Here is a 13,760-nt window from a genome sequence, read left to right as displayed (position 1 = left end):
ACGAAAGAATCGATCCTGCGCGACATCGAGATCATCAAGCGTGAATTGCCAATAGACATTCTCGAATTCTTCATGCTCACCCCGCTTCCGGGCTCTGAGGATCATCAGACGATGGTAAGGAACGTTGAATGGATGGACCCGGACCTCAACAAATACGACACCAACCACCGGGTCACGCACCACCCGAAAATGTCGGACGCTGAATGGGACGAAGCGTATCGGTGCGCCTGGAGCGCGTTCTACTCGTACGAGCACATCCGCACGATCGTCAAGCGGGCAGCGCAGATCCCGAACGGCCGACCGAAGACGATCATGCGCACAATCGCCTGGTTCAGACTGATGATCGAACACGAGGGTGTGCATCCGCTCGAAGGGGGAGCCCTGCGGATGAAACACCGCCGTGACCGCCGTTGGGGGCTACCGGTCGAATCGCCGCTTCGCTTCTATCCGCGCTACTGGAGTGAGACCGCTGTCAAGGCGACAAAATATCTGCGCTTCTACCTCAGGACAGAGGCTATCCTCAGGGAAGTCATGAAGGCACCGGAACGTTACGCCTACACGGATATCGCCATCACGCCGCTGCAGGAAGAGGAGTTCGAGCAGCTTGGACTCTTTCACGCCACGAGCGGCGGCGAGGCAGCGCTGGCTGTCCACCACCGGCGTATTGCCATCCGGTCATCGGGCCCGTCTGCAGCGTGATATCGTTGACAATGTCATCCAGTTTTCCTGGGAAACTACCTCCACCGATGGGCAGCACCCGACCGAGGCCGTGTAAAAACGCAAAAGTACCCGGTTTTCGGGTGTCGCTTTACCCTTCCCAACGCACTGCCAGGCCAATACAGCGCGATCTGAAGGATCGCCTTTATCGAACCTCGCGTTTAGCCTGCGTTTTCACACGGCCTGGACCCATTCCAGCCGTCCGCCTTAGCCCTCCGAACGTCTCGTTTCCCGCGCACAGCGGACTGCCGCGAAAGACGCGTTGAGCGCTACTCGGAATTGTCCTCGGGATGATCGACCACGAGACCATGCGGATTGATAATCATCGTCCGTACAAAACGGATTCTCAGTTCAGACGGCATGAGGTCAGGAGAACGGGGTAATTGCGCCTCAAGAGCCGCAACTTGAGCCGCCGATGGCGGATTGGGACCGCGCACCACGGCACGGATAATATTTACGTTATCGCCCGATCTATCGAAACGAACATCCGCCAGGTAGTTCCCTGGTGTTGCGTTAATTCCCTGCTGCAATACTGCGCGGGTTGCGACTTCGTATTGATGTTGCACAACAACGCGATGGAGGCTGGCAGCCAGCACGACAGAAAGCACGAGGAAGAGGAAGATGCTTATTGCGTGTCCCTTAAGAAATTGCACTTTCGCGTTCCGTGGAATTTCTGCGGATTTCTGGTATCCATGAACCCATAAGACAATCGAGGATGCGAGCTGGATGGCAACCATATTGGTGAAAGTCAGCAATACAGCGCCTAGCGCGAGCCTCGTTTGGCCGTGTGCGAGCAGGATACTGCTGGCTGCAAGGGGCGGGACCAGCGCGGTTGCAATCGCGACGCCCACAAGTGCCACGCTAAGCCGGGGCGTTACGGTCGCATAGGCTACCGCCGCGCCACCGACCAAGGCAACAATCAGGTCCAATAGGTTAGGGGCAGTGCGTGCCATTATTTCGTGGGAAATCGCAATGTCCCGAGTGGCGAGGCCAATGATGAAGGCGATAGCCATCACTTCAACTACGCCCACCCCAGCCGCCAGCAAGCTCTTTGAGAGGAACATGAAATCGCTCTCAAGCAACGCGAGCGCAACGCCCATCACGGGGCCAAGTAGCATGGCAATCAACATCGCGCCAATAATCACCGCTGGACTGTCTTGTAACAGTCCGCAAGTGGCGATTGTCGTGGCGAGCCCGTTCATTAACAGGAAAGCGGGGCTTAAGACGGCCGCCTGATAAATATCCTCGCGCACACGCTGCCGGTGCGCTTGCTGTTCGTCGCGAACTAGTCTGTCGAATGGATTCTCCACCACGATCCGCTCCCGATTCGGATTGGCTCGGTACGAGCAAATCTGCGCGTGCCGGATGATTCTACGCCGGCGTTCCCGGACATGGACTCCCGTCTCAAAGCAATCCGTGAAAGCAATGACGACGATCATCGCGCTGGAAGGGGAATAAGTCGATTTAAAAGAGTTGTCGTTCAATCGTCCGTCGAAAGACGGCTTTGTCCCCGTTTACGGCCATCCGCAAATCGATCACGAGGGACTGTTTCTGGCCGCAGAACGAAACCGCTCGCGCGGTAGGGGCTCCGGCCCGGCGCCTTCGGCCCGCTGGGGCCGCCCGACTTGTGTCAGACTCTATTCTTTTGTGTCCAACTCTATTGTCGGTTCACACTTCGCGAGGAGCGATGACCGGGCGGGTGCATCGGACAGGTCTTTTCCGATACTCTGCGAAATAGCGTGAGCAGGACGGCATCAATGAAGCCGACTCCTTCCGCTTCGCAACATCCCCCGCAACCCGTGATGCTCGACCGCGTCCACAAACAGGAAAGCCCACTCCAGGTCGGCTCTCTCGCAATGCATATCGCCGCATTTCATGCGGAATTCGTATCCCCGCATCCGATGCAGGAATACGTTCGCTGCTTCAGTTCATGGACCAGTCCGCATTTTCCCGGCCACTGACCCGGTCCACGGCTCTCAGAACCCCGCCGCCAGCCCGTCGCGCCGGCTGTCGCTGGCCGCCACATAACCGCGCTCCGGCTCGTTACGGTCGAGCTTCCAGATGTACTGCCCGGAGCCGAAGTCCATATACGGATCGTCAACCGACTTGATCGTGTGGCCCATCTCTTCAAGCGCACGCGCGGTGTTTCGATCGAGCGTCGCCTCGATGTCGATCGTGAAGTCGCGGTTGACCTTCCAGCGCGGCGCATCGCACGCGGCCTGCGGCTGCTGGCCGTAGTCGAGCATCCGTACCACCGACTGCAGGTGACCTTGCGGCTGCATGTCGCCGCCCATCACGCCGAAGCTCATCACCGCTTCCTGCCGCCCCTCGACCTGCTGCGTGAGGAACGCCGGAATGATCGTATGGAACGGCCGCTTGCCCCCTTCGACGACGTTCGGCGACTTCGGATCCATCGAGAACCCGCAGCCCCGGTTCTGCAGCGCGATGCCGCTGTCGGGCACGACCACGCCCGAGCCGAAACCCATGTAGTTCGACTGGATGAAGCTGACCATCATGCCGCGCTCGTCGGCCACCGACATGTAGATCGTGCCGCCGGCCTTCGGCATGCCGAAGTCGAACGGCGTGGCGCGCTTCGGATCGATCAGCTTCGCGCGCGAGGCGAGATAGGCGTCGTCGAGCATCTGCTGGGGCGTGACGTCCATCGAACGCGGATCGGCGACGTAGCGGTAGACGTCGGCGAAAGCGAGCTTCATGGCCTCGATCTGCAGATGCTGCGATTCGATGTTGTCCACCGCGAGCGACTCGATGTCGAAGTGTTCGAGGATGCCGAGCGCAATCAACGCCGCGATGCCCTGGCCGTTCGGCGGAATCTCGTGGACCGTGTAGCCGCGATAGTTCTTGCCGATCGGCTCGACCCAGTCGGCGCGATAGTTGCGCAGGTCGTCGAGCGTAAGTGCGGCGCCGCTCTCGCGCGCGAACGCGGCGATCCGTTCGGCGATCTCGCCTTCGTAGTACGCGCGCGGGCCAAGTTCGGCGAGCCTGCGCAGCGTCCTGGCATGACCGGGAAAGCGCACCAGTTCGCTGACTTCGGGCGCGCGGCCGCGCGGCATGAAGGTGTCGGCAAAACCCGGCTGATCCTTCAGTTCGGGCACGGCGGCGGCCCACTTGTACGCGACGATGCTGGCCACCGCATGACCGCGCTCGGCGATCTCGATGGCCGGCTCCATCAGGTCGGCGAACGGCAGCGTGCCGAACTTCTGGTGCAGCGCTTCCCAGCCGGCGATCACGCCGGGCACGGTCACCGCATCCCAGCCGCGCTTAGGCTGTATCGCCAGGCCGTTTTCCTCGCCGTACTTACGCTTGAAGTAGTCGACATTCCACGCCGCAGGCGACACCCCCGAGGCGTTCAGTCCGTGCAGCTTCGCGCCGTCCCACACGAGCGCGAACGCATCGCCGCCAAGCCCGCACGAGACCGGTTCGACCACGGTGATGGCGGCGGCCGCGGCGATCGCCGCATCGACCGCATTGCCGCCTTTCCACAACATGCGCAGGCCGGCCTGGGCGGCCAGCGGATGCGACGTCGAAACGATGTTGCGCGCGAAGACCGGCAGGCGCGGCGTGGGGTAGGGGTTTTGCCAGTTGAAGCGGGTCATGGTGAACTCATAGGAAAAGAGTGAACGGGGTGAACGGCGCACGCATGGCACGCCGCAATAGCGTTACAGCTCGCGCGGATCGAGCGCATCGCGCAGGCCGTCGCCGAGCAGATTGAAGCCGAGCACGGCGAGGAAAATCGCAATGCCGGGAAAGATCGACATCCACGGTGCCTGACTGACGAAGTCCTTCGCGGTATTCAGCATCGATCCCCACGAAGGCGCCGGCGGCAACTGCCCGAGCCCGAGGAACGACAGGCTGGCCTCGGCGATGATCGCCATTGCAACCGTCAGGCTCGCCTGCACGATGATCGGCGGCAGGACGTTCGGCAGGATGTAGCGAACGATGATCCGGAAGTCACCAAGACCGATCGCGCGCGCGCCTTCGACGTAATCTTCGGCCTTCACGCTCATTGCCTGGCCACGCGTCAGGCGCACGAAACGCGGCATCGCCGAGACACCGATCGCGACCATCGCGTTGCTCAGGCTCGGGCCGAGAAACGCGGCCATCGCAATCGCAAGAATCAGAAAGGGGATCGACAGCAGCGCATCGGCGAGCCGCGAGATCGCGCCGTCCACCAGCTTGCCGAAGTAGCCCGCGAGGAGCCCAAGCGGCACGCCGATCGCGACCGCGATCCCGACCGACACCACGCCGGCCAGCAGCGAAGCACGCGCGCCCCACAGCAGCCTCGTCAACACGTCGCGGCCCAGCTCATCGGTGCCGAACCGGTGCGATGCCGACGGCGCCTGGCGTACGGTCATGAAGCTTGCCTGGACCGGATCATAGGGAGACAGCCACGGCGCAAAGATCGCCACGAGAATCACCAGCAGCACGATGAAAGCGCCCGCCACGGCGGCGCGATTGCGCATGAACTTCGTGAGTGCGCGCCGCCGCCCGCGCGGCAGCGGCGCAGGAACGGAAGCGGAAGTGGAAGCGGCAGGATGGGCGGGGGTAGCCATCAGCTTCGCCTCAGTCGGGGATTGAGCAGGATGTACAGCACGTCGGCGAACAGGTTGACGACGATGAAGCACAAGGCCGTGACGAGCACCACGCCTTGCACGACAGCATAGTCCCGATTGAAGACCGCATCGACGATGAGCTTGCCGAAGCCGGGAATCGTGAAGACCTGTTCGGTCAGCACGGCGCCGGCCAGCAGTTCACCGAACAGGAGCGCCAGCACGGTCACAATCGGAATCAGCGCATTGCGAAAGCCGTGCTTGATGATCACCGTGCCGCGCAATAGTCCTTTGGCGCGTGCGGTACGGATATAGTCGGTGCGCAGCACGCTCAGCATCGCGCTGCGCGTATGGCGCATCAGTTGCGCACCGAGCGCCGCGCCGAGCACGAACGCGGGCATGATCATCGTCTTGATGCTGAGCCAGAAGTCTTCGCCGGGCGGGACGTAGCCGGACGAGGGCAGCAGATGCCATTCCACCGAAACAACGAAGATGAGGATGATGCCGAGCCAGAAGTTCGGAATCGACATGCCCGACAGCGCGAGGATATTCGCGCCGTAATCGAGCGCGCCGCCCTTGCTCGCGGCCGACAGAATCCCGGCCGGGATGCCGATGCCGATCGCGACGATCATCCCCATCACGGCCAGTTGCAGCGTGACCGGCAGCTTCTGCGCGATCAGCTCCGTGACCGGTACATCCGTGCGCAGCGAGCTCCCCAGGTTGCCGTGCAGCACATCGCGAACCCACAGCACGTACTGCACCGGCACCGGCTCGTCGAGATGGTATTTGACGCGCAGCGCCGCGATGACCTGTGGGTTCTGGTCTTCGCCGGCCATCGCCATGACGGGGTCTCCCGGCAGCAGCTTCTGCAGGCCGAAGATCATCATCGACACCAGAATCAGCGTCGGTATCGCAACGAGCACGCGGTTAGCGATGATGCGCAACATGATCCGCTCAGCTCTTGATGCTGACGCCGCGCAGACGGATCAGCCCGTCCGGGTAGGGCGTAAAGCCCTGCACCTTCTTCGACAGCACAAACGGCCAGGGCTGCACGTAGATGTAGACGATCGGATCTTCATCCGCGAGGATCTTTGCCGCCGAGTCGTACAGCGGCTTGCGGTCCGCGGCATTCGTCTTGATCCGCGCGTCGTCCAGCAGACGGTCGACCTCGCCGTTGCAGTAGTGCCCGTAGTTCAGATTGCCCTTGCACGTGGTGAATTGATGCAGGTTGCCATCCGGGTCCACGCGGCCCGACCAGCCGGTGTACAGCGCTTCGAAGTCGCCGTTATGCGCGGCGTTGAGGGCGGCGGCGTAGTCGGTCGGACGCAGCTTCAGGTTGATGCCGGCTTCGGCCAGCATCGCCTGCAGCATCTGCGCCATCTGGCTCGACACGGTGTTGTTGCCGAATGTCAGTTCGACGTTGACGTGGTCGTAGCCGGCAGCCTTCAGCAGCGCCTTCGCCTTTGCGACGTCGCGATGCGTGATCTTGATCGAAGGATCGAAGTAGGGGCTCGTTTTCGGCAGCGCCTGGTTGGCGGGCGTATAGATGCCCGCGCCGATCACCTGGTTGATCGCATCGCGATCGATCGCGAGTTCGAAGGCCTGGCGCACGCGTTTGTCCTTGAGCGGCGTGTTGCCGCGCGCACCGTTGGCGACGTTGAACGTGACGTCATAGAAGCCCAGCCCGCTGATCGACACGAAGTTGAGGTTCCTGTCGTTCCTGACCGACGCGACGTCCGACGGCGCAAGACGTTCGAGCATGTCGAGCGACCCGGAGCGCACGTTCGCGAGGCGCACGGTGCTGTCGGGAATCGGCTGGAAGATCACGTTCTGGATCGGATATTTGTCCGCGTCCCAATAGCCCGGGAATTTCTGCAGCACGACCCGGTCATTCTGCACACGCTCGACAAACCTGTACGGGCCGGAGCACACCGGGTGCGTCGCCACGCCGTTATCGTCGGACAGCGTTTTGGGCGCGAGCATCATGCCCGCGCGATCCGACAGCGTGGCGAGCAGTGCGGCATCGGGTGCTTTCAGCACGATCGCGACGGTGTACTCGTCGATCGCGTCGACGTGATCGATCGACGCCAGTTCGCTCTTGCGATTGCTGGTGGGCAGCGTGCGGGCGCGGTCGAGGTTGGCCTTCACCGCAGCCGCGTTGAACGGCTCATCGTCGTGGAATTTGACGCCCTGGCGCAGTTTGAAGGTCAGGGTCTTGCCGTCGGCGCTGGTCGTCCAGGAGGTGGCCAGCATCGGCACGATCTTCAGGTCCGGGCTGATATCGACGAGCGAATTGCACAGCGAACTGAAGACGATCCGGTCGACGACCTGAGCACTGCGCGCCGGATCGAGCGAACCGATATCGTCCTGCAGACCGATACGTATCGTCTGGGCCATCGCGGTGCTTGCGCTCGCGGCCAGCGCTGCGGCAATCAAGATTCTACGCATGCGGACTTTTCCTTTTTGATCTGATGTTCAAGTAACGGACTGCTTCGCGGTGACGAGGTCAAACGCCGCCGCTTGCCAGCGCCTGGCGCTCGCGATAGATGCCAAGGCGCTCGACCAACTTCGGACTGACGCTCGCCACCAGCGATGTTCCGCTACCGGCATTCTGGATTTCGCGCCAGAAGTGGCAGGCGACCTGTCGTCCATCGGGCAGCGTTTCGTTATGTGGCCGCTCATCCTTGCAACGCGGCTTCGCGTGCGGGCAACGCGTGTGAAAGCGACAACCCGGCGGCGGGGCGGTAGGGCTCGGCAGATCACCCGAGAGCGCCGGTTTGTCGCGACGCTGGCTGGGGCTGCTGGCCGGAATGGCCCGCAACAGCGCTTGTGTGTACGGATGCAGCGGCGCGTCGAACAGATCGTCGACGTGGGCCAGTTCGACGATCTCGCCGAGATACATCACCGCGACGCGATCGCTCATATGGCGGATCACGGCGAGGTCGTGGGCGACCATGATCAGCGTCAGCCCCAGGTCCTGCTTCAGCGCTTCCAGAAGATTGATCACCTGCGCCTGTACCGAAACGTCCAGCGCCGAGACCGGCTCGTCGCCCACGATCAGCTTCGGCTCGCCGGCCAGCGCGCGGGCAATGCCGATGCGTTGCCGCTGGCCGCCGGAAAACTCGTGCGGGTAGCGGTCGGCGTAGCCAGGCTGAAGCCCGACCGTGCGCAACAGTTCCGCGACGCGCTCAGTGCGCGCCGCGCCGCGTGCGAGACCATGCAGTGCAATAGGCTCGCCGATGATCTGGCCGACCGTCATGCCCGGGTTCAGCGACGCGAACGGGTCCTGGAAAATGATCTGCATCTCGCGACGCAGCCGCCGCATCGGGGCAGCGCCGATCTGCGTGATGTCCTTGCCTTGATAGAGCACGCGGCCTTCGGTGGCATCGATCAGGCGCAGCAACAGGCGCCCGAGGGTCGACTTGCCGCAGCCGGATTCGCCGACGATCGCGAACGTCTCGCCCTGCTGTACCGCGAGCGACACGCCATTGACCGCGTAGACGGTCGGTGTGCGGGCGAAGAGATGCCGGGTCCCGCCGAAGTGCCTTGTCAACTCGCGGGCTTCGATGATCGGCGGATTCGATGTGTGCGTGACAGCGCCTTGCAGTGACGACGGTTGCGTGCTCATGTCAGCACCTCCTTCGTGCACGGCGTGGCGGAGAATTCGACGGGCGCGGCCCAGCACGCAACCCGGTGCGTGCCGTCGATGAGCTTGTCGGGCGGCGCAGCGTCGATACAGCGCTGTTCAGCGAACGGACAGCGCGGCGCGAAGCGGCAGCCGACCGGCATCTGTTCAGGCGAAGGCACCGACCCGTGGATCGTCGCAAGCGGGCCTTCGCGTTTGCCGACCGATGGAATCGCACCCATCAGGCCGATCGTGTACGGATGCTGCGGGTCGTCGAAGAGGTCATCGACGGTGCCGTACTCGACGATGCGCCCCGCGTACATCACGGCCACATGGTCGGCGACTTCGGCCACCACGCCGAGGTCGTGGGTGATCAGCACCATGGCCGTGCCCGTTTCAGCCTGAAGGTTCTTCACCAGCGCCAGCACCTGCGCCTGGATCGTCACATCGAGCGCGGTGGTGGGCTCGTCGGCGATCAGCAATTGCGGGCGGTTGGCGAGCGCGATCGCGATCATCACCCGCTGACGCATGCCGCCCGACAGTTCGTGCGGGTAAGCGTCGAGCCGCTTTTCAGGCGCGGGAATCCGTACGAGCCGCAGCATCGCGAGCGCTGCGTCGCGTGCCTTCGCGCGGGCCAAGCCCTGATGCCGCTCGACGCTCTCGGCAATCTGGTCGCCGATGGTGAAGGCCGGATTCAGCGACGTCATCGGCTCCTGAAAGATCATCGACATGCGATTGCCGCGGATGTCGGCCAGTTCGCGCTCGGTTTGCCTGAAGAGGTCCCGGCCGTCGAAGATGGCCGAGCCGGCCACGACGTTGGCCGGCGGGCTCGGCAGCAGGCCCATCAGCGCGAGCGAGGTCACGCTCTTGCCGCAGCCCGACTCGCCCACGATGCACAGGGTTTCGCCCGCGCCCACCGAGAACGAGACGTTGTCGACAAGATTGGGGACATGGGGTGCGCGGGAGAATTTCAGCGAGAAACCGCTGACTTCCAGTACCGGTCGACGCTCTTCACGGCTCATCCTTCGACACTCCACATCGCGCAGGTCATCCTTTCGATGGCTTTCAGTATTTGATTATGTCCGCCGCGCAACATCAGAAAATATTAATATTTCTTTTCGATGCTTAACTTTTACTTGAATATCGGACGAGCAAGCAATGCCCACACTCCGGATGCTGAAAACCTTTCGAGCCGTGGCGAAGACGGGGTCGTTTGCCGCCGCGGCTGAAAAGGTCGCGCTGACCCAGGCGGCGGTGAGCCTGCAGATGCGTGGTCTCGAACAGGCACTTGGGCGCCAGCTCTTCGATCGCAGCGCGCGGCAGATTACGCTCACGAGGCAGGGGCGCGAGATCCAGCCGAAGATCGAGCAGATTCTCGACCTGCTGGCTGAACTGGAGCCGAAGCCGGCCGCCTTGATGCAGGGGCCGGTGACGATCGGCGCGGTGGTTTCGGTGATCGGCGCACTTTCGCTGGTGGTCGCGAGTCTCAAGACGGCGCATCCGCAGCTGGATGTGCGGCTGCTGTCGGCGCGCTCGGACGAACTGGCCGTGATGGTGGAAGAAGGCGAGGTGGATATCGCGGCGGTCGTGGCGCGGCCGGACGAAGTGTTGCCCGACACACTCAAATGGACGTCGCTTTACACCGAGCCGCTGGTGCTGATCGTGAGCCGCGAGGTTACCGATACCGATCCCCTGCGGATTCTGCGTCATCACGGCTTCCTGCGTTTCGACCGGCGGGTGCGTACCGGTCGCGTGGTCGAGCAGGCCCTTCAGAGCCTTGGTGCGACGGTCAACGAATATCTGGAGCTGAACTCAATCGAAACCATCGCCGCGCTGGTGCGGGAGAACGTGGGTGTGGCGGTGCTCCCGCTACTTCATCGCGCGAACTGGCAGACGGACCCGGCGCTGCGCGTGTTGCCGATCGCGAATCCACCGATCCTGCGCACGGTCGGGCTGATCCAGCGGGCGTCGTATGGCCACAGCGGCATCACGGAGGCCATCATCGATACGTTGAATGCTTCGTGATGGGTCGAGCCTCAGCTTTCGCGCAGACGGGATGAGTTGTCTGTTGCGCTTGTTGCGCTTTATCGCCCCGCCGCCCGCACCGGCATCACGCCCACACGCGCGGGCGCTTCATCGATGCGGCGAAACACCAGCGCCGACACCAGCGTGATCAGCCCGACACAAACAAAGCTGAGCCTGAAGCCCATCGCGGCCGAACCCCACTGCCCCGAGAACAGGTTGACGAGGCCGCCACCGATCGACACCCCCAGCCCGATCGCGAGCATCTGAACCATCGAGAAGAGGCTGTTGCCGCTACCTGCGTCCTCGCTCGACAGTCCCTTGAGGGTCACGCTGTTCATCGCAGCGAACTGCATCGAATTGGCCGCGCCGAAAATCGCCAGCACGGCGATTTCGATCACGAGCGGCGTACCCGTCGAGATCAATGCAAAGGCAACGATCGCCGCGCCCACCACCACGGTGTTGACGAGCAGGAACATCTCATAGCCATAGCGTCGCACGAGCGGCGCGATCCAGCGTTTTGCCACGGTGCCGGCCAGCGCGGCAGGCAGCATCATCAGGCCGGAATGCAGCGGCGTATAACCGAGTTGCAACTGCATCAGGAGCGGCAACAGGAACGGCACCGCGCTCGTGCCGACGCGGCAGACGAGATTGCCGATCAGCCCGACGCTGAAGTTGGGCTCGCGAAAGAGCGCGAGCCTGAAGAGCGGATTTTGCCGGCTTCGTGCGTGCGGAATGTACGCAAGTGCCGCGACAACACTCAGCACGAAGAGCGCGCTCGACCACAACGCCCGATGGTCTTGCACAGGGGTATCGACGGCAAGCGAAAACGCGACCATGCACAGCGACAGCAATCCGCAGCCGACGAAATCGAATGGCGGCGCCGAGTGCGACGCGCCGTCCGGCAGATAACGTCGCACCGCAAACAGGCCGACCACGCCGATGGGCACGTTGATCAGAAAGATCCAGTGCCACGAGATGGCCTGGACAAACCAGCCGCCCAGCGTCGGCCCGAGGATAGGGCCGACCTGGCCTGCCACCGAGATGAACGCGAGCGCCGACACGTACTGCTCGCCGGACACGCTGCGCAGCACGGCAAGCCGTCCAATCGGCAACAGCATCGAGCCGCCGACGCCTTGCAGCACCCGCGCCACGACCAGCTGCCCGAGCGTGTGTGCGCTCGCGCAGCAAAGCGAACCGAGCACGAAGATCAGGATTGCGGTGAAGTAGACGCGCCGCGTGCCGAAGCGGTCCGCGAGCCAGCCGGAGGCGGGCGTCAGAAGCGCCATCGTCAGCGTGTAGGCGACGACGACAGGCTGCATCGCGAGCGGTTGTTCGTGCAGGCTGTGCGCGATGGAGGGTAAGGCGGTGTTGACAATCGTCGTGTCTAGCGCCTGCATGAAAAAGCCGGCGGAGACGATCCACAGCAAGGCTGTCTGTGTGGAATCCTTGGTCATCTGAATGGGTCTGTAACGGGCCGGGTGGCGCTGCGCTTCGCATCGAACTCCGCAAGGCAATTGAAGGCAGTGCGCCGCGACATCATCGGGATGCGATCATCATATTCAGCGCGAGGCTGATCGGGAACCCCTCTAACGGCATTGACTGTTATCGATTTTGCCGATGACAATAGCTGATGCTCAATCCGGTCTGGCTTAAAACCTTCGCTACTGTCGCGGCTTGCCATAGCTTCACCGAGGCCGGGCGGCAGCTTGGCCTCACGCAATCGAGCGTGAGCGAACATATCCGCCGCCTCGAAGAAAGCGTCGGCCGGCGGCTGTTCGTGCGCGACACCCATTCGCTCGCGATGACCTCCGACGGCGAGGCGATGCTCGCGCACGCCAGCGTGATCCTGCAGGCGATAGGCCGCGCCGAATCGCAGTTTCGCGGATCGCGCCTGAAGGGGCGCGTGCGGCTCGGCTCATCGGATGACGTGGCGCTTGGACCTCTGCCGACCGTGCTCGCCGCGTTCCGGAATGCGCATCCGGACGTCGAACTGGAGATCACGATCGGCATGACGGGCAAGCTGTATGAACTGCTCGACGCCGGCGCGATCGATCTGCTGGTCGGCAAGCGGCGTCTTGGCGACAGGCGCGGCGTGCCGCTTTTTACAGGACGGCTCGAATGGCTCGCGAAGACGGGCACGCTTGTCGATATCACGCAGCCGTTGCCGCTCATTCTTGTCGCCGAACCAAGCGTGACGCGTGCAGTGGTGCTCGATGCGCTCGCCGAGGCAGGGTTTCGCTGGCAGGTGGTCTGCACGAGCAGCAGTCACGCGGGGTGTATCGCGGCTGCGCGTGGCGGTCTCGGCATTACCGTGCGGCCGCAATATCTGGCGGCGCGTGGCCTAACGCCGCCGCTCAACAGCGCCAGTCTGCCCACCTTGCCGGATGTCGAATTCATCGCGCTTGCGGCGAAGCGGCTCAGCTGCCCGGCGGGCACGCTGCTGCAACTGCTGCACGACAGCGATTTGCGAGGTTCGTGGATCGGGGAGTAGTGCAGTTCGCCCTGCTCGCTTACACCGCGGCTGGCGGAAGTGCCGGATCGCATCCTCGCAAAACGACGCGAAGCTGCGCACCACCCTGGGTGGTTTCATCCTGTTGTTTCGTCACAACCCTCGTACGCATTCTCCAGATGCCAGGATGTTCGATGTGCGCTACCGAATATTGACGCCCCTTTCCTGCGTACTAGACTAAATACTCGTCGCGAGCGGCGTGCTTCTCAAGCCCACAAGCATTGGCAGACATCGCGATCGATGCCTCATCTCCTGGGGCGCACGTGACGCCGGTCAGCGTCAAACGATGAAGTCGACATTCGGGAATTCTGGACGA

The 13,760-nt window shown here is 62.9% G+C and carries 11 protein-coding genes; 3 read left to right on the top strand and 8 right to left on the bottom strand.

Going from position 1 to position 13,760, the window contains the following annotated elements; genetic code table 11:
• A partial coding sequence (locus tag P3T23_RS11235) for a hypothetical protein (protein WP_429316212.1) occupies positions 1-699 on the top strand: 699 nt, incomplete at its 5' end.
• Positions 700-986: 287 nt separating this feature from the next.
• Here P3T23_RS11235 and P3T23_RS11230 read toward each other — a convergent pair.
• From P3T23_RS11230 to P3T23_RS11200, 7 genes are all read right to left on the bottom strand, one after another.
• A complete protein-coding gene (locus P3T23_RS11230) occupies positions 987-2,201 on the bottom strand; it encodes a DUF389 domain-containing protein (protein ID WP_429316211.1) in 1,215 nt (404 codons plus the stop codon).
• 492 nt (positions 2,202-2,693) lie between these two features.
• Entirely contained in the window at positions 2,694-4,331 is a 1,638-nt protein-coding gene (locus P3T23_RS11225) for a gamma-glutamyltransferase family protein (RefSeq protein WP_429316210.1), read from the bottom strand.
• Between the two features lie 63 nt (positions 4,332-4,394).
• On the bottom strand, positions 4,395-5,288 hold the full coding sequence (locus P3T23_RS11220) for an ABC transporter permease (protein WP_429316209.1): 894 nt from the start codon (positions 5,286-5,288) through the stop codon (positions 4,395-4,397).
• Positions 5,288-6,232 (bottom strand): ABC transporter permease, encoded by a 945-nt coding sequence (locus P3T23_RS11215; RefSeq protein WP_429316208.1) that lies wholly within the window; start codon positions 6,230-6,232, stop codon positions 5,288-5,290. The genes P3T23_RS11220 and P3T23_RS11215 overlap by 1 nt, the downstream gene beginning before the upstream one ends.
• Before the next feature lie 7 nt (positions 6,233-6,239).
• Complete coding sequence (locus tag P3T23_RS11210; protein WP_429316207.1) at positions 6,240-7,733, bottom strand: ABC transporter substrate-binding protein; 1,494 nt, start codon at positions 7,731-7,733, stop codon at positions 6,240-6,242.
• A 58-nt stretch (positions 7,734-7,791) separates the two neighbouring features.
• Entirely contained in the window at positions 7,792-8,913 is a 1,122-nt protein-coding gene (locus tag P3T23_RS11205) for an ABC transporter ATP-binding protein (protein WP_429316206.1), read from the bottom strand.
• Complete coding sequence (locus P3T23_RS11200; RefSeq protein WP_429316205.1) at positions 8,910-9,932, bottom strand: ABC transporter ATP-binding protein; 1,023 nt, start codon at positions 9,930-9,932, stop codon at positions 8,910-8,912. The genes P3T23_RS11205 and P3T23_RS11200 overlap by 4 nt, the downstream gene beginning before the upstream one ends.
• A 136-nt stretch (positions 9,933-10,068) precedes the next feature.
• Between P3T23_RS11200 and P3T23_RS11195 the strand changes: the two genes are divergently transcribed.
• The gene (locus P3T23_RS11195) at positions 10,069-10,935 is read left to right on the top strand and encodes a LysR substrate-binding domain-containing protein (RefSeq protein ID WP_429316204.1); all 867 of its coding nucleotides are present in this window, start codon (positions 10,069-10,071) and stop codon (positions 10,933-10,935) included.
• Positions 10,936-10,994: 59 nt separating this feature from the next.
• Here P3T23_RS11195 and mdtD read toward each other — a convergent pair whose 3' ends face one another.
• Positions 10,995-12,389, bottom strand: a complete 1,395-nt coding sequence (mdtD, locus tag P3T23_RS11190) for a multidrug transporter subunit MdtD (RefSeq protein WP_429316203.1) — start codon at positions 12,387-12,389, stop codon at positions 10,995-10,997.
• 176 nt (positions 12,390-12,565) lie between these two features.
• Here mdtD and P3T23_RS11185 point away from each other — a divergent pair, with 176 nt between their 5' ends.
• Positions 12,566-13,426: a LysR family transcriptional regulator gene (locus P3T23_RS11185; protein WP_429316202.1), complete on the top strand. Its 861-nt coding sequence runs from the start codon at positions 12,566-12,568 to the stop codon at positions 13,424-13,426.
• The last annotated feature ends 334 nt before the right edge of the window (positions 13,427-13,760 follow it).

Source organism: Paraburkholderia sp. GAS448, assembly GCF_050435685.1.
Classification (GTDB): domain Bacteria; phylum Pseudomonadota; class Gammaproteobacteria; order Burkholderiales; family Burkholderiaceae; genus Paraburkholderia.
The sequence above is the reverse complement of the archived record's forward strand: the minus strand, read 5'-3'. Positions and strand labels throughout refer to the sequence as shown.